The 19,335-nt window shown below is 61.6% G+C and carries 21 protein-coding genes; 7 read left to right on the top strand and 14 right to left on the bottom strand.

What is annotated here, in order from left to right; translation table 11 throughout:
* Positions 1-220 precede the first annotated feature (220 nt).
* The gene (gene pyrC, locus BLS57_RS14815; protein ID WP_093743491.1) at positions 221-1,504 is read left to right on the top strand and encodes a dihydroorotase; all 1,284 of its coding nucleotides are present in this window, start codon (positions 221-223) and stop codon (positions 1,502-1,504) included.
* Positions 1,504-2,112 (top strand): glycerol-3-phosphate 1-O-acyltransferase PlsY, encoded by a 609-nt coding sequence (gene plsY / locus BLS57_RS14810; protein ID WP_093743490.1) that lies wholly within the window; start codon positions 1,504-1,506, stop codon positions 2,110-2,112. The genes pyrC and plsY overlap by 1 nt, the downstream gene beginning before the upstream one ends.
* A gap of 30 nt (positions 2,113-2,142) precedes the next feature.
* On the opposite strand, the gene BLS57_RS14805 is transcribed toward plsY, so the two are convergent.
* The 3 genes from BLS57_RS14805 to BLS57_RS14795 all read right to left on the bottom strand — a co-directional run bounded on the left by BLS57_RS14805 (position 2,143) and on the right by BLS57_RS14795 (position 4,848).
* Positions 2,143-3,513 carry a glutamate--cysteine ligase gene (locus tag BLS57_RS14805; RefSeq protein ID WP_093743489.1) on the bottom strand — a complete coding sequence of 457 codons (1,371 nt, stop codon included), beginning with the start codon at positions 3,511-3,513 and terminating at the stop codon, positions 2,143-2,145.
* Positions 3,514-3,581: 68 nt separating this feature from the next.
* Entirely contained in the window at positions 3,582-4,112 is a 531-nt protein-coding gene (locus BLS57_RS14800; RefSeq protein ID WP_093743488.1) for a hypothetical protein, read from the bottom strand.
* A gap of 16 nt (positions 4,113-4,128) precedes the next feature.
* Positions 4,129-4,848: a 16S rRNA (uracil(1498)-N(3))-methyltransferase gene (locus tag BLS57_RS14795; RefSeq protein WP_093743487.1), complete on the bottom strand. Its 720-nt coding sequence runs from the start codon at positions 4,846-4,848 to the stop codon at positions 4,129-4,131.
* A 12-nt stretch (positions 4,849-4,860) separates the two neighbouring features.
* Here BLS57_RS14795 and ubiA point away from each other — a divergent pair, with 12 nt between their 5' ends.
* Genes ubiA through BLS57_RS14775 form a run of 4 tightly spaced genes read left to right on the top strand, consistent with a single transcriptional unit; the run spans position 4,861 to position 8,553 of the window.
* A complete protein-coding gene (ubiA, locus tag BLS57_RS14790) occupies positions 4,861-5,835 on the top strand; it encodes a 4-hydroxybenzoate octaprenyltransferase (protein ID WP_093743486.1) in 975 nt (324 codons plus the stop codon).
* A gap of 59 nt (positions 5,836-5,894) precedes the next feature.
* Positions 5,895-7,820: an OmpA family protein gene (locus tag BLS57_RS14785; RefSeq protein WP_093743485.1), complete on the top strand. Its 1,926-nt coding sequence runs from the start codon at positions 5,895-5,897 to the stop codon at positions 7,818-7,820.
* Positions 7,807-8,130 (top strand): hypothetical protein, encoded by a 324-nt coding sequence (locus BLS57_RS14780; protein ID WP_007118939.1) that lies wholly within the window; start codon positions 7,807-7,809, stop codon positions 8,128-8,130. The genes BLS57_RS14785 and BLS57_RS14780 overlap by 14 nt, the downstream gene beginning before the upstream one ends.
* 27 nt (positions 8,131-8,157) lie before the next feature.
* Positions 8,158-8,553: a VOC family protein gene (locus BLS57_RS14775; RefSeq protein ID WP_093743484.1), complete on the top strand. Its 396-nt coding sequence runs from the start codon at positions 8,158-8,160 to the stop codon at positions 8,551-8,553.
* A gap of 8 nt (positions 8,554-8,561) precedes the next feature.
* Here BLS57_RS14775 and BLS57_RS14770 read toward each other — a convergent pair whose 3' ends face one another.
* The 10 genes from BLS57_RS14770 to BLS57_RS14725 all read right to left on the bottom strand — a co-directional run bounded on the left by BLS57_RS14770 (position 8,562) and on the right by BLS57_RS14725 (position 17,212).
* A complete protein-coding gene (locus BLS57_RS14770; protein ID WP_093743483.1) occupies positions 8,562-9,005 on the bottom strand; it encodes a molybdenum cofactor biosynthesis protein MoaE in 444 nt (147 codons plus the stop codon).
* Between the two features lie 3 nt (positions 9,006-9,008).
* Entirely contained in the window at positions 9,009-9,257 is a 249-nt protein-coding gene (moaD, locus tag BLS57_RS14765; protein ID WP_093743482.1) for a molybdopterin converting factor subunit 1, read from the bottom strand.
* Entirely contained in the window at positions 9,254-9,919 is a 666-nt protein-coding gene (gene pgsA, locus BLS57_RS14760; RefSeq protein WP_093743481.1) for a CDP-diacylglycerol--glycerol-3-phosphate 3-phosphatidyltransferase, read from the bottom strand. The genes moaD and pgsA overlap by 4 nt, the downstream gene beginning before the upstream one ends.
* Positions 9,920-10,009: 90 nt before the next feature.
* On the bottom strand, positions 10,010-11,878 hold the full coding sequence (uvrC, locus tag BLS57_RS14755; RefSeq protein ID WP_093743480.1) for an excinuclease ABC subunit UvrC: 1,869 nt from the start codon (positions 11,876-11,878) through the stop codon (positions 10,010-10,012).
* Positions 11,879-12,190: 312 nt separating this feature from the next.
* Positions 12,191-12,943 carry an SDR family oxidoreductase gene (locus tag BLS57_RS14750; RefSeq protein WP_093743479.1) on the bottom strand — a complete coding sequence of 251 codons (753 nt, stop codon included), beginning with the start codon at positions 12,941-12,943 and terminating at the stop codon, positions 12,191-12,193.
* A gap of 11 nt (positions 12,944-12,954) precedes the next feature.
* Positions 12,955-13,908, bottom strand: a complete 954-nt coding sequence (locus tag BLS57_RS14745; RefSeq protein WP_093743555.1) for a calcium/sodium antiporter — start codon at positions 13,906-13,908, stop codon at positions 12,955-12,957.
* A 173-nt stretch (positions 13,909-14,081) separates the two neighbouring features.
* A complete protein-coding gene (locus tag BLS57_RS14740; protein WP_093743478.1) occupies positions 14,082-14,879 on the bottom strand; it encodes a S49 family peptidase in 798 nt (265 codons plus the stop codon).
* A 60-nt stretch (positions 14,880-14,939) separates the two neighbouring features.
* A complete protein-coding gene (locus BLS57_RS14735; RefSeq protein ID WP_093743477.1) occupies positions 14,940-15,701 on the bottom strand; it encodes an ABC transporter permease in 762 nt (253 codons plus the stop codon).
* Positions 15,698-16,627 carry an ABC transporter ATP-binding protein gene (locus BLS57_RS14730; RefSeq protein WP_093743476.1) on the bottom strand — a complete coding sequence of 310 codons (930 nt, stop codon included), beginning with the start codon at positions 16,625-16,627 and terminating at the stop codon, positions 15,698-15,700. Before BLS57_RS14730 ends, BLS57_RS14735 begins: the two co-directional genes overlap by 4 nt.
* 63 nt (positions 16,628-16,690) lie before the next feature.
* Positions 16,691-17,212: an SRPBCC family protein gene (locus BLS57_RS14725; RefSeq protein ID WP_093743475.1), complete on the bottom strand. Its 522-nt coding sequence runs from the start codon at positions 17,210-17,212 to the stop codon at positions 16,691-16,693.
* A 102-nt stretch (positions 17,213-17,314) separates the two neighbouring features.
* Here BLS57_RS14725 and BLS57_RS14720 point away from each other — a divergent pair, with 102 nt between their 5' ends.
* Entirely contained in the window at positions 17,315-18,295 is a 981-nt protein-coding gene (locus BLS57_RS14720) for a DMT family transporter (protein ID WP_093743474.1), read from the top strand.
* Here BLS57_RS14720 and BLS57_RS14715 read toward each other — a convergent pair.
* Positions 18,292-19,257: an NADPH:quinone oxidoreductase family protein gene (locus BLS57_RS14715; protein ID WP_093743473.1), complete on the bottom strand. Its 966-nt coding sequence runs from the start codon at positions 19,255-19,257 to the stop codon at positions 18,292-18,294. The two genes, BLS57_RS14720 and BLS57_RS14715, sit on opposite strands and share 4 nt — an antisense overlap.
* Between the last annotated feature and the right edge of the window lie 78 nt (positions 19,258-19,335).

Below are 19,335 nucleotides of genomic sequence, written 5' to 3'. Positions count from 1 at the left end.
TGAGCCGTTCTGGCGGTAGGATACAGACATGCAAGAACCTGAACCTGATCCCAAGATGTCTGGCCGCGTGGCCATGGTTGCCCTGCTCGTCGCTTTTGGCGTGGCGGGGCTTATGGTATGGATTGGCGGCTGAGCGCGATAGCTGTCGCGAAAACCGCTTGGTTCGCGGTGGGATTTGGGGCATGACACCGGCGCAGTTGCTCCGAACCATAGGCCCTTCATGACCCAGCTTTTCACGAATTTGCGCTTGCTTGATCCTGAGGCTGGGACACTGGCGCCCGGTGCGATTTTGGTGCGTGATGGTGTGATCGCTGAGGTGTTTGACAGCGCCCCAGAAGGCCAAGCATCGGACTCGCAAGTGGTTGACTGCGGTGGCCATACCCTTGCCCCGGGTATCGTCGACATCGGCGTCAAGGTTTGCGAGCCGGGCGAGCGGCACAAGGAAAGCTACCGCTCTGCCGGGCTGGCGGCAGCAGCGGGCGGTGTCACCACCATGGTCACGCGCCCCGATACCGACCCGGCCATCGACAGCCCCGAAACGCTGGAATTCGTCACCCGCCGAGCCAATGAAGCCGCTCCGGTGAATGTCGTGCCCATGGCCGCGCTGACCAAGGGCCGCGCAGGCCGCGAGATGACCGAGATCGGCTTCCTGATGGACGCAGGCGCCGCCGCCTTCACCGATTGCGACCGCGTTGTCACCGACACCAAGGTCTTTTCCCGCGCGCTCACCTATGCCCGCAGCCTCGGCGCGCTGGTCATCGCGCATCCGCAGGACCCGGGCCTGAGCAAAGGCGCCGCCGTCACCAGCGGCAAATTCGCCTCGCTGCGCGGGTTGCCTGCCGTGTCCCCCATGGCCGAGCGCATGGGGTTGGACCGCGACATCGCCCTGATCGAGATGACCGGCGCGCGCTACCACGCCGACCAGATCACCACCGCCCGCGCCCTGCCCGCGCTGGAACGGGCCAAGCGCAATGGGCTCGACATCACCGCGGGAGTTGGCATCCACCATTTGACGCTGAACGCGCTGGATGTGGCCGACTACCGGACATTCTTTAAGGTGAAACCGCCCCTGCGCGACGAAGATGACCGTCTGGCCGTGGCCGAAGCCGTCGCCTCTGGCCTGATCGACATCATCTGCTCAATGCACACCCCGCAGGACGAAGAATCTAAACGCTTGCCCTTTGAGGAAGCCGCCAGCGGTGCCGTCGGTCTGGAAACCCTACTCCCCGCTGCAATGCGCTTGGTTCATGCCGAGGTGATGGACCTGCCGACGCTCTGGCGCGCTCTGTCTTTGAACCCGGCCAAACGCCTTGGCCTGTCCGGCGGGCGGATCGCCGTCGGTGCCCCCGCCGATTTGGTGCTCTTTAACCCCGACGCCCCTTTCGTGCTCGACCGCGCGACCCTGCGGTCCAAATCGCGCAACACCCCCTTTGACGGAATGCGGATGCAGGGTAAGGTCATGGCAACTTATGTAGCAGGCTCCTGCGTTTACGAGGCGAATTAATGCCCCCAATCGACACGTCTCCTGAAATCATCCTGTTGTGGGCCCTTCTGGGCTATATCATCGGCTCCATCGCCTTTGGCATGGTACTGGCCCGCGTAATGGGGCTGGGCAATCTGCGCAGCATCGGCTCGGGCAATATCGGGGCGACCAATGTCCTGCGCACCGGGAATAAAAAGGCCGCGGCGCTGACGCTGCTGCTCGATGGGGCCAAGGGCGCGGTGGCGGTGCTGCTGGCGCGGGCCTTTGCGGGCGAAGACGCAGCACAGGTGGCGGCTTTGGGCGCGATGATCGGCCATTGCTACCCGATCTGGCTGGGCTTTCGTGGTGGCAAAGGCGTGGCGACCTTCCTTGGCATCCTGCTCGCACTGGCGTGGCCAGTTGGGCTGGCCTGCTGCGCCGCTTGGGCCGTCGCGGCGGCGCTGTCGCGCATTTCCTCCATGGGCGCGCTGGCGGCGGCGGCGAGCTCGACCTTCTTCATGGTGCTCTTTGGCTATGGGGAAATGCTGCTGCTCGGCATCGCGCTGACGCTGCTGATCTTTTGGCGGCACCGTGACAACATCAGCCGCATCCGTGCGGGCACTGAGTCGCGCATCGGCCAGAAAGGCTGACACCGCCGCAAGGGCGGTGCCGCTCGTGTCTCAGTAAGAATACTCGGCGTAGATCCGGCTCAGATCGCCGTTCCAGTCGCCGTGATAATCCGCCAGCAGGTCATCCGCAGGCACCCGGCCCGTCTCGATGCTGTCGCGCAGGGCGTTGAGGAAATGGGTCTCATCCGGCACCAGCCCGCCTGCGCCACTGCGACCACGGGCCTTCAACCCGGCCTCAGAAAGCGCCACGGCCTCGCGCGCCAGATCATGCATCTTGAGCCCGCCGACCTCGGCCTGCAGACCATGGGTCGAAGCCGCGATCCGCAACTCTTCGCGGGTCTCGGCATCCCAGCCCTTGACCAAATCCCAAGCGCCATCCAGCGCGGATTGGTCGTACATCAGACCGACCCAAAACGCCGGCAGCGCGCAAAGACGCCGCCACGGGCCGCCGTCAGCACCGCGCATTTCGATGAACTTTTTCACCCGCGCTTCGGGGAAGAGCGTGGTCAGGTGATCGGCCCAATCGCTGAGCGTCGGCTTTTCGCCGGGCAGCGCGGGCAACTCGCCTTTCAGGAAATCGCGGAAAGACTGGCCAAGCGCGTCGATATATTTGCCGTCGCGGTAGACAAAATACATCGGCACATCGAGCGCATATTGCACCCAAGCCTCAAAGCCAAAGCTCTCGTCGAAGATGAAAGGGATCATGCCGGTGCGCGCGTCATCCAAGTGCCGCCAGACCAACCCGCGGGTCGACTTCACACCATTGGGCTTGCCGTCAAGAAAGGGCGAATTGGCAAAAAGCGCGTTGGCGATGGGCTGCATCGCCACGGCGACGCGCATTTTTTGCACCATGTCGGCCTCAGTCGCGAAATCGAGGTTCACCTGCACGGTGCAGGTCCGGCGCATCATGGTGGTGCCCATGGTGCCGACCTTTTGCATATAGCCGTCCATCAGCTTGTAGCGGCCCTTAGGCATCAGATCCATCTGCTCATGCGCCCATTCGGGCGCGGCACCCAGACCGATAAAGCCAACGCCGATCTCATCGGCCACGTCTTTGACTTCGCGCAGGTGAGTGTTCACCTCATCGCAGGTCTCGTGAATCGTCTCCACCGGTGCGCCCGAAAGCTCCAACTGGCCGCCGGGCTCAAGGCTGATGTTGGCCCCCGCCTTTTCCAACCCGATAAGCTTGCCGCCCTCTTCCACCGGCGCCCAGCCATGGCGGTCGCGCAGCCCTTCGAGCATCACCCGGATCGAGCGCTCGCCCTCATAGGGCAGCGGCTTGTGGGTATCGACGCAATATCCGAACTTCTCGTGCTCAGTGCCGATGCGCCAGTCTTCTTTCGGCTTGCAACCGTCGGCCAGATACTGCGCCATCTGGTCGTGATGTTCGATCGGGCCACCGCCGGATTGAGGAATGGACATATGCGTAGGCTCCGTCTTGAAATGTCGTCTTTGTTACCCAGCAGGGATGGGCGGAATTGCCGGGGCTGTCAATGCAACAGCACATGCGCCGGGCGCAGCGGGGGGCGCTCCCAGATCACAACCGCGTCACGGCGGGTCTTGCGCAGTTCAAAGAGCATCCGCTCGGTGCGTAGGCCCGGCAGGGCGGCGAAGGCGTCAAATAGCCCCTCCGATCCGGCGGCGTTTACGGGGATCAGCAGCGGCGCGCTGTCGTCACTCGGCTCCAGCCGCCAGTGGGCGGGAAACATCTGCCGGTCGAGGCTAAGCCGCTGCAACTCGCGCAGCGCAACTGTACCGCCGGTGAGCGGGCCGAAATAGGTGATCTGCCCTTCAACCACCTGCACCGCCCCCGCGCCGTCATCACTGTCGCGAAACCGCGCGCGCTGTGCGCCCAGCCAGATCAGCGCCGCGCCGCCCGCAAGCGCCGCATAGCCCGGCACCGCCAAAAGGTATCCCGGCCCGGCCACCAGCCAAAGCCCGAGCAGCAAAAGCCCCCCGCCGAGAAGCGCTTCGCGCCAGCGCCAAAGCTGCTCACGGGCCCCTGCGCGCAGGAAACTCATCGGGCTCTCTTTCGCATTACCAATCCCCTAAGGCTTGCTGCCACATCGTCATCGCCGCCACCGCCGCCGTATCGGCCCGCAGAATGCGCGGGCCCAAGGTCACTGCATGGGCATGGTCGAACCCGTGCAGCCGTTTGCGCTCGGCTTCCGAAAAGCCGCCTTCGGGACCAATCAGTATGGCCCAAGGCCCCTGTGCATCCGCAGGTAGCGCCCCGCTTTCGCCCGCCAAGGCTTCGTCACAGAACATGATCTGCCGCGATGTATCCCAACCGTCCAACAGCCGCCCCAGTTTCTCCGCCTCGGCCACCTCGGGCACATAGGTGCCGCCGCACTGCTCAGCGGCCTCGACCGCATGGGCCTGCAGGCGCGTCTGTTGCACGCGGCCTGCGTTGGTAAAGTCGGTCATCACCGGCACGATGCGCGAAGCCCCCATCTCGGCGGCTTTTTCGACGATGAAATCGGTGCGGGTCTTTTTAATGGGCGCAAAGAGCAGCCACAGATCGGGCGGCATTTGCAAGGGCTTGGTCTGTTCCAAACAGGTCAGCACCCCGCCGCGTTTGCCCGCCTCGGTGACCTCGGCCAGCCATTCCCCGTCGCGCCCGTTGAACAGCAGCACCATCGCCCCAAGCGCCTGCCGCATCACCCCAAAGAGGTAATGCGCCTGCTCGCGTGCCAAAGGAACCGTTTGCCCCTGCCCCAAGGGCTGATCTACATACAATCTGATTTTCGCATTCATGGGGCCAGATATATGCATAACCAGCCGCCTTCGCCAGATGCCCCGCAAGATGGGTCGGTCGCCGATGCCGTGGCCGACAATTGGGTCGACCGCCACGCCCCCGCCGCCCTGCGTCCCTACCTGCGGCTAAGTCGCGCGGATCGGCCCATCGGCACTTGGCTGTTGCTGCTGCCCTGCTGGTGGGGGCTGACACTGGCGATCTTGTTTGACCAGTCGCCGCGGTGGGAGGATTTGTGGATTTTTGTCGCCTGTGCATTGGGCGCTTTCCTCATGCGCGGCGCGGGCTGTACCTGGAACGACATCACCGACCGTGACATCGACGGCAAGGTCGCCCGCACCCGCTCCCGGCCGATCCCCTCGGGCGCGGTCTCGGTCAAGCAAGCGCTGGCGTGGATGGTGCTACAAATGCTGCTGGCGCTGATGATCCTGCTGACCTTCAACCAAGCGGCCATCGCGATGGGCGTGCTGGCGCTGCTGCCGGTGGCGGTCTACCCTTTTGCCAAGCGTTTTACATGGTGGCCGCAGGTGTTTCTGGGGCTGGCGTTCAACTGGGGCGCTTTGCTGGTCTGGACGGCCCATGCGGGGACGCTGCATGCGCCTGCCGTTGTGCTCTATCTTGCGGGGATCGCTTGGACACTGTTCTATGACACGATCTATGCCCATCAGGATGCCGAAGACGACGCGCTGATTGGCGTGAAATCTACGGCGCGGCTGTTTGGCGAAAACTCCGGCAAATGGCTGCGGCGGTTCCTGATGGCGACCGTGGGGCTGATGGGGATCGCGGTGATCTACGCGGGGCTGCCGCAGGCGTCGGTGCTGGCCTTGGCGATCGCACTTGGCGGACCTTGGGCGATGGGCTGGCATATGGCGTGGCAGTTGCGCGGGTTGGACACGAACGACAACGCCAAGCTTCTGCAACTCTTTCGCTCCAACCGCGACACCGGCATCATCCCGCTGTTGTTTTTCGCAGCAGCCCTCCTGGCCTGATTGCACCCCCGGCAGGACGCGCGTATCAAAGCACGAGCTTAACAAACAGAAGTCTGCATATGCGCCTGTCCGCTATTTTCATGATCGCCCTGACCTTTGCAGCCGCAGCGGTGGTCTCTTTGGTGGCGGCGAGCTTTTCCGTGCAAGTAATCGAAGACACCTCCGAGATCGGCGTGCGCGATGCCTTGGACGGCCAGGGCATGACTTGGGCTGAGGTGCAGGCCGATGGTTTGCAGGTGACTTTGGCGGGCATCGCCCCAACAGAAGCCGTGCGCTTCCGCGCGCTGTCGACTGCGGGCACCGTGGTGGATGCGGCACGGGTGATCGACGAGATGGAGGTCGAAGCGCAATCCGGCATCGCCCCGCCCCGCTTTTCCGCCGAAGTGCTGCGCAATGACGCGGGCATTTCCATCATCGGCCTCATTCCCACAAGCACCGACCGCGAAGCGGTGAACGAGGCGTTTGACGAGATGGCCGATGGCGCCTCAGTGACCGATCTCCTCGAATCCGCTGACTACCCTGCGCCCGAGGGCTGGGAAGACGCGCTGGCCTTTGCCGTTTCGGCCATGGCTGATCTCCCCCGCGCTAAGGCCTCGGTAGATGCGGGCCGGGTCACCATCACCGCCATTGCCGACAGCCCTGCGGCCAAGGCGCAGATGGAACGTCGCCTGCAACGCGCAGCGCCACCGAGCCTACGCCTCACGCTGAACATCGCGGCCCCGCGCCCGGTCATCACGCCCTTCACCCTGCGCTTTTCAAAGGACGAAGATGGCGCCCGTTTTGACGCCTGCTCAGCCGACACCGAAGCCGCACGCGACCGCATCCTGAAAGCCGGTATTGCCGCCGGAGCCGAAGAGAATGCCAATTGCACCATCGGCCTCGGCGTGCCCAGCCCGAACTGGTCCAAGGCCGTGACGCAGGCGATTGCGGCGCTTGACCAATTGGGCCAGGGCTCCATCGCATTTGCGGACGCGGACATCACCCTGATCGCCGCCCCGGGCACCGAGGGCGATACCTTTGACCGCGTGGTGGGCGAGTTGGAAAACGCCCTGCCGGACGTCTTTGCACTGACCGCGAAACTGCCCGAGGTCGAAGACCCAGATGCCGGTCCACCTGAGTTCACCGCCACCCTTTCGCCCGAAGGGCAAGTGCAACTGCGGGGCCGCCTCAGCAACGAAGGCCTACGCGCCCTTGCCGACAGCTATGCCAAGTCGCATTTCGGTTCTGACCGTGTCTATACCGCTGCGCGGATCGACGACAATCTGCCCGATGACTGGGCCACCCGCGTGCTGACCGCGTTGGAAGCACTGGCCACCCTCGCCAACGGCTCCGCCCGCGTCACGCCTGACCAGCTTAAGGTCGTGGGCAACACCGGCAACAAAGACGCGGATACCAAGGTCGCGTCGCTGCTGGCGGACAAACTGGGCGAAGGCGCGGACTACAGCATCGACATTACCTATCAGGAAAAGCTCGACCCGATTGCCGGGCTGCCGACACCGGAGGAATGCGAAGCTGAGATCGGCGAGATTCTGAAAATCGGAAAGATCACCTTCGAGCCCGGCAGCGCCACCATCGACGCGGCAGCCTTGGGCACGATGGATGACATCGCCGAAGTGCTGAAACGCTGCGGAGACCTACCGCTGGAGATCCAAGGCTATACCGATAGCCAAGGGCGCGAATCGATGAACCTTGCCCTGTCACAAAGCCGCGCAGAATCTGTTCTGAATGAACTGCGCGCCCGCCGCGTGCTGACGTCTTCCTTCTTGGCCAAGGGGTATGGCGAGGAAAACCCCATCGCCGACAACAAGACCGAAGAGGGCCGCGAAGCCAACCGCCGCATCGAATTCCGCCTGATCCAACCCGAAACTGCCGAGAGCGAAGACGAAACAGCGCTGGAATCCGCTGACGAAACAGGCGATACCACGACAGAAGAGATCGGGGAATCCGACGAAACCGAAGAAGGCAGCGGTGATGAGCAGAACTGAGTTTGTCCTGGCCACGGCCATCATTCTTTTCGTGGCCTTCTGCATGGGGTGGTTCGCCAATTGGCTGCTGAACCGCTTTACCCGCGTGGCTGCTGACGATGTGGCGCAACTGGACCGGATGAGCCAGGAACTGCACGAGGCCGAAGAGACTCGCGACCAGGCGATCACCTATCTCCAACAGCGTGAGGCCGAGCTGACCAACCAGCTTGCCCAGACCGAAGCCGAGTTGCGGGCTGCGATGGACGGGCTGCGCGATGCGCGGCACGAGGCCGAAGAGATGCGCGCCTATATCGAGCGGCAAAAAGCCTAAACCACCAGAAATCTGCGGAGGCCGACAATGGCAATACTCGCACACAGCATGATCCGCGTCCTAGACGAGGCGGCGTCGGTAAAATTCTATGAAGAGGTCTTTGGCCTCAAGGTTGCCGATCGGCTGGATTTCGATAGTTTCACCCTGATCTACCTGCGCGACGCCTCGGGCAATTTTGAGTTCGAGCTCACCGTCAACAAGGACCGCGAGACGCCTTATGATCTGGGCGACGGCTACGGCCATATCGCCTTTGTTGTAGACGACCTTGAAGCTGCGCGTGAAACCGCGCTTAAGGCTGGCGCTCACCCGCGCGAGATCGTTGATTTTCGCCCTGCAGGCGAGACTGTCGCAAAGTTCTTCTTTGTCGCGGACCCGGACGGCTATCAGATCGAAGTCATCGAAAAAGGTGGCCGCTTCGCCTGAGGCGCGACCTACCAGCGCTCTAGCGCGGCCTCATCTTCGTCCTTTGCCGCGACCCAGCTTTCGCCCTTGGCCGTGATCTCGCGCTTCCAGAATGGCGCGCGGGACTTGAGGTAATCCATCAGGAAATCCGCCGCATCAAAAGCGCTCCGACGGTGGCGCGCGGCAGTGGCGACCATCATAATCTGGGCGCCAGGGATCAGACGGCCATAGCGGTGGATCACCAGCACATCTTGCAAATCAAACCGCGCGACGGCTTGCACAGCGATCTCGCGCAATGCCTTCTCGGTCATGCCGGGGTAATGCTCGATCTCCATTGCCTCCAGCGGCGCATCGTCGAGATTACGCACCACGCCAGTAAAGGTCACAATCGCTCCGCTGCCGCCTTCACCTTCGGCGAAACGCGCGGTCTCAGCGGCCAGATCAAAGGGCTCTTCCTGCACCACAACGCGCACGGCTTAGCCCCCGGTCATCGGCGGGAAAAACGCCACTTCCCGCGCGCCTTGCAGCGATGCGTCGAAGTCGGTCAGCTCCTGATCAACGGCGACCCGCAGGGCGGAAAGGTCGGAGAAAGCGACCTCGTACCGCTCTTCACGCCCCCGCAATTCCGCGACCAGTTCCGCGACCGTGGATGCATCACTTTCGACCTTCTCACGCGGCAGGCCAATACGTTCACGCACCCATGCGAAATAAAGGACATCCATCAATGTTGCTCCTTCAGATGCGGCAGGGCCTTGAGTAAATAATCCGCCCCCGTAATCGCCGTCAGAATAGCGGCAATCCAGAGCAGGATTAGACCCAGCACCCCCGCCCATTCCATCCCGGCGAGCTTCCAGCCCAGCCCTAGGTGGTCTTCAACCTCACCATTCAGGATTGCTTCAACCATCTGCTGGTCCATGCCAAAGACGCTCATGCCGAGGTAATGTTCGAAAACCCCTTGCGAAAACAGCACGGCGATGGCGATCATCTGCAGGGTGGTCTTCCACTTCGCCAGCTGCGTCACTTTCAAAGTGCCGGAAACGTCGCCAAGATATTCCCGCAGCCCCGATACAAAGACCTCTCGGAACAGGATAAGCGTGGCCGGCAGTACCAGCCAAGGCGACCAGCTGGAGAAGGCAACGATCACCATCAGCGCGATCACGACCATCGCCTTATCGGCAATCGGATCAAGCATGGTGCCGATCTTTGTTTCCTGTCCCCAAGCGCGGGCGAGGTAGCCGTCAAACCAATCGGTGATCGCCGCCCCGACAAAGAGCACCAGCGCGAACCAATCCGCGTAAGGCCGCGTGAAATAGAGAAACATGACCGCCACACCGGGGGCCGCGACCAGCCGGAGCAAGGTCAGGATATTAGGCAAGTTCCACTTCATAGGCCCATCCTATCCCGCGTTGTCCGGGGCTGAAAGGACGAAACCACCCTGTTTATGACCCGCGGCATCAGGGCGGCGAAAAGCCCCACCTCAACCGCGTTCATGGAAGTAGCCGTAGATCGTTTCGGCCAGTGCGTCAGACACACCATCGACCGCTTTAAGATCGCTTAAGTTCGCACGGCCCACCGCCTTGGCCGAGCCGAAATGCGCCAAGAGCGCCCGTTTGCGCGCCGCCCCCACGCCAGGCACATCGTCCAGCGGCGTGGCGCTGACCCCTTTGGCGCGTTTGGCGCGGTGGGTGCCGATGGCGAAGCGGTGCGCCTCGTCGCGCAGGCGTTGCACGAAATAGAGCACCGGATCATTGTGCCGCAGCGCCATGACCCGTTTGCCGACCCGGTGGAACTCTTCCTTACCGGCATCCCGGTCGATCCCCTTGGCCACGCCGACCATCGGGATGTCCTCCACCCCATGCTGTGCCATGATTGAGGCCACGGCGCTCACCTGCCCTGCCCCGCCGTCGATCAACAGCAGATCGGGCCAGAGCCCCCGGCTGCGGTCCGGATCTTCCTTAATCAAACGCTTGAAGCGCCTGTGCAGCACTTCTTTCATCATGCCAAAGTCATCGCCGGGGGTCAGGTCATCGCCGCGGATGTTAAATTTGCGGTACTGGTTTTTCATCATCCCCTCGGGCCCCGCAACAATCATCGCGCCGACTGCATTGGTGCCTTGAATGTGCGAGTTGTCGTAGACCTCAATCCGCTCCGGCGGCTTCGGGAGGTCAAAGGCGTCCGCCAGCCCTTGCAAGAGTTTCGTCTGGGTTGCCGTCTCCGCCATCTTGCGCGCAAGGCTTTCGCGTGCGTTGCGCAGCGCGCCATCGACCAGCTCGGCTTTCTCACCGCGCTTCGGTACCAACAATTCCACCTTGCGGCCCAGCTTGCCACTAAGCGCCTCGGCCATCAGATCAGGGTTCTCGATCTCATTGCTCAGGATCAATTGCTTGGGCGGTTCACGGGTGTCGTAGAACTGGCCGATGAAGGCCTCCAGCACTTCCGCTTCATCCACATCCGCCCCGACACGCGGGTAGTAATCGCGGTTGCCCCAGTTCTGGTTGGCGCGGATGAAGAAGACCTGCACGCAGGCTTGCCCGCTGTCCATGTGAAGCGCGATAATATCGGCTTCCTTGACCCCCTGCGGGTTGATCCCCTGCGCCGTCTGCACCTGCGTTAGCGCTTTGATACGGTCTCTCAGAGCAGCGGCGCGCTCGAACTCCATCGCAGCACTTGCCTCCTCCATCTCACGCGCGAGACGGCCCTGAATTTCAGTCGACTTGCCACATAGGAACCGTTCTGCATCGCGCACGGTCTGCTGGTAATCCGCCGGAGAGATTTTGCCCACGCAGGGCGCCGAGCAGCGTTTGATCTGGTGCTGGAGACAAGGTCGCGTGCGGCTGTCGAACATAGCGTTTGAACAATCGCGCAACAGAAACACCCGCTGCAATTGGTTCAGCGTCCGGTTTACGGCCCCCGCACTGGCAAATGGGCCATAATAGCTGCCCTTCTCCTTTTTAGCGCCGCGGTGCTTCTTGATCTGCGGGTAGTCGCTGTCTGCCGTTACAAGGATGTTCGGAAAGCTCTTGTCGTCGCGCAGCAGCACGTTGAACTTGGGCTTAAGCTGCTTGATCAGGTTCTGCTCAAGCAGCAGCGCCTCCGTCTCCGTCTTGGTCGTCAGGAACATCATCGACGCAGTATTCGCGATCATCCGCGAGATGCGTGCGGAATGGCCCGTTGGCCGCGCATAGGACGACACACGTGCCCGCAGGTTCCGGGCCTTACCAACGTAGAGCACCCGGCTTTCGGCATCGAGCATCCGGTAGACGCCCGGCGACGAATCGAGCGACTTTAGATAGGCCTGAATCACCTTGCGACCCTGCGGGGGCGATGTGTCAGAAGGAGCGGTCATAAAAAGGCCCGATTCTTTGCTGGCGCTGCAATAGGACGTTCACAGGGGCAAGACTTAACATTTCCACGGAAGATGTGGATAACTCTGTCGGTAACTTCTGGGCATGTATGAATCTGCGTTGTTTTTAACATGGTTCGTTGATTTGCCTATTTTTTAGGCACAGCCATAAGCATCTGATTTTACATCGCTTTTTCTTTTTCGTGAAACAAGCCCCTGAAAACAAAGGGGTTTTGGTAACATTTCGTTCATACTCGCTAACGGGGTGCAAAACTTTCCGCATCACCCCATGATTCATTAACTCAGACCCGTGATTTACCATTGCAAATGCTCGCCGGAGTCAGTGCAGATCAGCTGCCCGGTGACCGCTGGCGAATCGATAAAATAGCCCAAAGCAGCGGTGATATCGGAGGGATTCGCGCCGCGTCTCAGCACTGTCTCGCGCCGCTGTGCTGCGAATGCCTCTTGCGTTTGATGCGCTCCTTGCAATGTCGGACCCGGACCAATGCCGTTCACCCGGATCGCGGGGGCCAGCGCCTGCGCCGTCGTGCGCGTCATGGCCCAGAGACCCATCTTGGCGAGCGTGTAGCTCATGAACTCCGGCGTCAGGTTGCGGACCCGTTGGTCGATCATGTTGACGATCAGCCCCGCCGCTCTCGGCTCGCCCTGCGCGTCCGGCTCCGTCACCAATCCCTGCCGCGCCATCGCCTGCGTCAGCACGAAGGGCGCGCGCAGGTTGCTGCCCATGTGGCGATCCCAGCTTTCACGGTCCGTGCTCAAGATGTCGTCCTGTTCGAAGATCGATGCATTGTTTACGAGGCAGGTGATCGGCCCGCCCAAAGCCTCAGCCGCCCGCGGCAGAAGGGCTTGGGCATCTTCCTCGGACAGCAGGTCAGCTTGCAAAGCAACGGCCCGCTGGCCCATGGCTTCGATCTCCGCCACTGTAGCCTCTGCGCCCACTTTTGAGGTCGCATAATGGACCGCCACGTCAAACCCGCGCCCGGCCAGATAGAGCGCCATGGCGCGGCCCAGACGTTGCCCGGCTCCGGTCACCAATGCCCGCCGCATGACGCCCCTCCTCAGATCAGGATCACAACCAGATAGAGCACATAGAGCGCGCTCAGCACGATGCCCCAGATCCGGGTGATGTCGCGCCCCAGATAGACGAAGGGGATAAGCAGCAGTGACGCCGCGAGCATGACCCAGAGGTCAAAGCGCAGGAATGATGGATCAACCGAAATCGGCCCCACAAGGCTGGCAACACCGATGATCGCCAAAAGGTTAAACATGTTCGAGCCGATGACGTTGCCAAGCGCGACATCCGCCTGACGCCGCAGCGCTGCCATGACGGTCGTGGCCAGTTCGGGCAATGATGTCCCAATCGCCACCAATGTCAGCCCGATCACCGTGTCGCTGACCCCATAGGTCTGTGCGATGATTGTGGCGTTGTCGACAAGCAGGCTCGCGCCCAATGGCAGGCCGATCAAACCGAGGACCAGGAACATCGCAATCTGCCACCCGGCCATATTGGGGTCGGCACCTTCGGGTTCTTCTTCATCCGCCTCTGCCTCGGCACGACAGGCGCGGCGGTGGTCTTTGGCGTCGTCAAAAGCGTCGTAGAGCATGTAAGCCAGCCCGCCGAGCAGCACGAGCCCTGCGATCCAGTCAAAGACACCGCGGAATGCCAACCCGATAAACAGGAGCGAAGCCACGATCATCTGGTTATAGGTCTTGCGGGTGCTGCATTCCGACGTGTGCATTACCGCCAGCAGCGCAGGAATACCCAAAACCATCAGGATGTTGGCCGTGTTCGACCCCACGACGTTGCCGAGCGCCAGTCCCGGCACACCATCGATTACGGCTTTGACGGAGATCAACAGTTCAGGCGCTGACGTGCCGAAGGCCACGATGGTCAGGCTGACGATCAACGCAGGCACACCAAGACGCAGCGACAGGTTCACTGCCCCTTTTACCAGCGCATCCCCCGCAAACAGCAGGATCACGAGGCCAAGCCCCGATAGAAGCCACGGCATCAGCATTAACGCCCTCCCTTACAGGCGCAGTCGCCCTTGCCTATGCGGTAGCGCCCGCAGTTGCGGCATTTGGTCCGGGACAGGCGCTTGCCTCCCAGCCAATGCATTTTTCCAAACCAAGCCAAAAGGCCCATGGCCACCAGAAAGAGCAGTACAATCTTGAAAACCATGGGCTAGAGACCAAACCGCGCGTAGGCTGCGCGTTCCTCTATGCCCTGCACCGCGTCCTGCATCATCTGCACACCAAAGCGCGACAGCAGCCCGCGCTTTACGCCGTAGCGACGGAATTTCACCTTGTCGCCAAAACGGTCTTTCAGCATCGGCTTCAAATGGCCGATACCGTCGATCAGGCCGAGCTCTGTGGCGCGTTTGGCGAGCCAGATTTCTCCGGTGAACAGGTCTTTGCCTTCTGGCAGTTTACCAGCGCGGCGGGTCTTTACATGATTGATGAAGTTGCCGTGGATGTCTTCTAACAGCGTCTTCAGACGGGCGACGTCCTCGGGGTTCTCCGGGCGGAAGGGGTCCAGCATCGATTTGCTCTGCCCTGCCGTATAGACGCGCCGCTCGATCCCATGCTCACGGATGAACTCATGCACACCGAAGGAGACAGAGATTACACCAATGGAGCCGACGATCGAGCTTGGGTCCGCGTAAATCTCATCCGCCGCAGCCGCCAGCCAATAGCCGCCCGACGCCGCGACATCTTCAACGAAGGCGATGACGGGGATGTTCTTTTCCTCCGCCAGCCGTCGAATACGCGCGCCGATTAGCGAAGACTGCACCGGACTGCCGCCGGGAGAGCTGATCTCCAGGGCGACAGCGTCAGGCTTACCTCTGCTAAAGGCCTTTTCGATGACAGGCCCCATGGTGGCATCATTCAACACCGCGCGTCCTTGCGCCCCGATAACACCGGAAAGCCGGATGACGGAAACGCTAGGCGAGGATTTTAGGAAGGGCAGCCGAATTCTCATTCACCTCATGTAGAACGCCACTGCGGTGCAAACAAGGAGCCCGCCCAAGTTTCCGACAGCTCAGGCCCGCAGACGCCAGCCGGTGCGGAAAATCCACCAGATCACGCCCAGGCAAAGGGCGGTAAACAGCGCGATGGCCAGAAGGCTCGTCAGGATCGGCACATCAGCAGAGCCGAAGAACGCCCAGCGAAAGCCCGAGATCAGATAGACCACCGGGTTGAAGTGCGAAATCACCTGCCAGACCGGCGGCAGCATCGAGATTGAATAGAACGAGCCGCCAAGGAAGACCAAAGGCGTGACGATCAGCAGCGGCACCAGCTGCAACTGCTCAAAGTTCCCGGCCCAGATGCCGATGATAAACCCCATGAGCGCGAAGCTGATACAGGTCAGGATCAGGAAAGCGACCATCGCGATGGGGTGCTGGATCGTAATGTCGACAAAGAAAAACGCCGTGATCAATATGATCGTGCCGATAAAGAGCGCCTTGGTCGCCGCCGCCCCGACATAGCCGATGACAATCTCGAAAAAGTTGATCGGGGCCGAGAGCAGTTCATAGACCGTGCCGATGAACTTGGGGAAATAGATGCCAAAGGACGCGTTGGAGATCGACTGGGTGATAACGCTGAGCATGATCAGCCCCGGCACGATGAAAGCGCCGTAGCTCACGCCCTCGACCTCATCAATGCGGCTGCCAATCGCCGCGCCGAAGACGACGAAATAGAGCGAGGTCGACAGGACGGGTGAGATGATGCTTTGCGTGATGGTGCGGAAAAACCGCGTCATCTCGAAGGTGTAGATCGCCTTGATTGCGGTCCAGTTCATGCCGCGTCCTCCTTGAGCATACCGACGAAGATATCTTCGAGGCTGCTTTGCCGTGTCGCCACATCGCGCAGCACCAGCCCGCTTTCGGCGACTTTGGCCAGCAGTTTGGTGATGCCGGTCCGCTCGGCGTTCGTGTCATAGGTATAGATCAGCGCCTGCCCGTCGGCGGAAAGTTCGACATCGGGCGATTGCAGGGCGAGCGGGATTTCGGTGATCGGCTCGGTCAATTGCACTTCGAGTTGCTTCTTACCCAAACGGGCCATCAGCTTGTCCTTTTCCTCAACCAGCAGCAGTTCACCTCGGGCGATCACGCCGATCCGGTCGGCGATGGCCTCGGCCTCTTCGATATAGTGGGTCGTCAGGATGATCGTCACGCCCGAGGCTTTCAGCCCGGCGACGATCTCCCACATGTCCTTGCGCAGTTCCACGTCGACGCCCGCTGTCGGCTCGTCCAGAAACAACACCTGCGGGTCATGCGACAGCGCCTTGGCGATCAGAACACGGCGCTTCATGCCGCCCGAAAGCTCCCGGATCTGGCTGTCTTTCTTGTCCCAGAGCGACAGTTGCCGCAGGATCTTTTCCAGCTTCGCCTCATCCGCCGGACGGCCAAACAGCCCCCGTGAAAAGCGCACGGTGTTGATGACTTTTTCAAAAGGCTCGAGGTTGATTTCCTGCGGGACCAGCCCGATCATCGAACGCGCGGCGCGGAAATCGTCATGAATGTCGTGGCCACCCACCGTGACCTTGCCGCTGGTGGCCGTGGTGATGCCGCAAACGGTAGAAATCAGCGTTGTCTTGCCCGCCCCATTAGGCCCAAGCAGGGCGAGGATTTCGCCCTTTTCAATTTGCAGATCGACCCCTTTAAGCGCCTCGAAACCGCCCGCGTAGGATTTGCGCAGGTCTTGAATGTCCAGAATTGTCGGCATGGTCGTCTCCGCTTTGGTCAGACGGGCAACCTAACGGGATTTATCACGACTGAACAGATGCCTTCAGGTCTTAGCGCGACCGAACCAGCCCTTTTTGGCGGGGGCATCCTCGCCAGCGGTTTCGGTTTCCGCGCCCTCCTCCGGCGCAGGTTCGAGCGAGGCTTGCAGGTTGTCAAAGAACTGATCGGCCATCTTCTTGGCAAAACCGTCGATGATGCGACTGCCAAGCTGCGCCAGTTTGCCGCCGACCTTGGCCTCCACGTCATAGCTCAACTCGGTGCCGCCGTCCTTTTCAGCCAAGCGCACCTCTGCCCCGCCTTTGGCAAAGCCAGCCGCGCCGCCCTTGCCCTCGCCCGTGATGGTCAACGCTTCGTTCGGGACGAGATCAGACAGTTTCACATGGCCCTTGAACGTCGCCTTCACCGGGCCGACCTTCTGCACCACCGTCGCGTCATAGCCGTCTTCGACCGAGCCGGTCACATCCTGCGCGCCGGGCACGCAGGTTTGCAGCATCTCGGGGTCCAAAAGCGCGGCATAGACCTCGGCTGGTGTGGCGGCGATCTGGCGGGTGTCGGACATCTTCATGGTGGCTCTCCCTCTGACGTATCCCACCAGCCTAGCGGGTAATTCTGCGCAAACCAACGTCAAAGCGCTGGACCTCTTCCGCTGGGCTGGTAGGTCTTTCGCATGACAACCACACCCCATAACCGCGCCGGTCTGGCGATCGGGCTGATCCTTCTTGGCGTCGCCGCGATTTCGATCAATGACATGCTGATCAAACGCCTCTCAGGCGGCTATCCGCTGCACCAGATCGTCTTCACCCGCTCGGCCATCGGGATCGTGCTGGGGCTTGCATTGGTCAAGCTCGAAGGCGGGTTTCACCTGCTTAAGACGCGGCAGCCGGGGCTCCATATGCTGCGCGGGCTGCTGATCGTTATCTCGAACATGTCGTTCTTTCTGGCGCTTTCGGTCCTGCCATTGGCCGAGGCCACCGCGCTGTTCTTCGCTGCGCCGCTGTTCATTACACTGCTGTCGATCCCCCTTCTGGGCGAAAAGGTCGGTCCGCTGCGTCTGGGGGCGGTGATCGTGGGTTTCATCGGCGTCGTGATTATGATGCGGCCTTGGGCCAGCACCGCGACGCTGGACGTCTCGCGGTGGGTTCTGCTGCTGCCAGTCTTGGCGGCGCTGACCTATGCACTAAACCAATTGATGACGCGCAAGCTCGGCGTGAACTCCAAAGCCTCCGCCTTGATGGTCTATATTCAGGCCGCTTTTGTCGCCGTTTCGCTGGGGTTTTTCCTGATCGCGGGCGACGGGCGGTTTGTGGATGAGGGCAGCAACGCCTCGCTGCAATTCCTACTGCGCGCATGGGTCTGGCCCGCGCGAGAGGACTACCTCACCTTCCTTGGCATCGGTCTGAACATCGCGCTGATCGGCTACTGCCTCAGCCAAGCCTACCGTCTGGGGGACGCGGCCACCGTGGCACCGTTTGAATATATCGGTCTGCCGCTGGCCGTGTTTTGGGGGTTCGTAATCTTTGGCGATTTGCCCGTTTGGGAAGTCTGGGTCGGGATCGCGCTGATCCTCGGCTCTGGCCTCTTTGTCTATCTGCGCGAGCGCCAAAAGGCGCTGCGCGTGACGCGTTTGCCGGGCGGGCGCCGAACTTAGCCTGCGACCTCAACCACCACTTTGCCGGTCGCCTTGCGGTCCCGCAGCAAGGCCAGCGCCTCATTCGCCTGTTCCAGTGGGAGGATGTTGCTGACATGGGGCTTTAGCTTGCCGTCCACATACCAGTCGATCAGCTTGGCGAAACTGTCGGTCAGCACCGAAGGTTTGATCTTGGCATAGCCACCCCAGTAGAAGCCCAGAACGCTGAGGTTCTTGACCAGCAGGATGTTCGCCGGGATCTGCGGCACCTCCCCGCTGGCAAAACCCAAGGGGATGAGCCGTGCCTCGGGGTTGCAGGCGCGCATGGCGGCTTTGAACTGGTCGCCGCCCACGGGGTCATAGACCACATCCGCGCCGCCCAACTCTTTGACCATGGCACGAATGTCGTCGGTCTCGGAGTTGATCAGATGATCCGCCCCGGCCTCTCTGCAGACCGCCAGCTTGTCGGCCCCACGCGCCACGGCGATCACTTCGGCCCCCATCAGCTTGCCCAGTTCCACCGCCGTCAGGCCAATGCCGCCCGAGGCGCCCAGCACCAACAGGCGCTCGCCCGGTTGCAGCCGCGCCTTGTAGTCCAGCGCCACATGGCTGGTGCCATAGGCAATCAAGAAGGCCGCCCCGTCGACCGAGTTCATCGCGTCCGGCAGCGGCACGCAGACCGAAGCAGGCACGGCAGCATATTCGGCCAGCCCGTCGAAGCCGGTAAAGGCCGCAACGCGCTGACCGACCTTGAGGTGGGTCACCCCGTCCCCAACCGCGCTGATCGTCCCCGCAAGCTCCATGCCAAGAGTGAAAGGCAGCGGCGGCTTTTCCTGATAGGTGCCTTTGATAATCAGCAGATCGCCAAAGTTCAGCCCGCAGGTGTCGACCTGAACCAAGACCTCACCCTGCTTCGGGATCGGCATTTCAAGCTCTTGCAGGGTGAGCGGTTCGTCATAGGCGGTGACTTGCATGGCGCGCATCGGGCTGTCCTTTCGTGCTGCTTTGTGCCCGAAAAGGCCAGAAGCACGCGGGCTTGGCAAGGCCCGGCGCTCAGGTCG

Source organism: Sulfitobacter delicatus, from assembly GCF_900102535.1.
GTDB lineage: Bacteria > Pseudomonadota > Alphaproteobacteria > Rhodobacterales > Rhodobacteraceae > Sulfitobacter > Sulfitobacter delicatus.
Note: the sequence above shows the minus strand (reverse complement) of the source record. Positions and strands in the feature narration are given on the sequence as shown.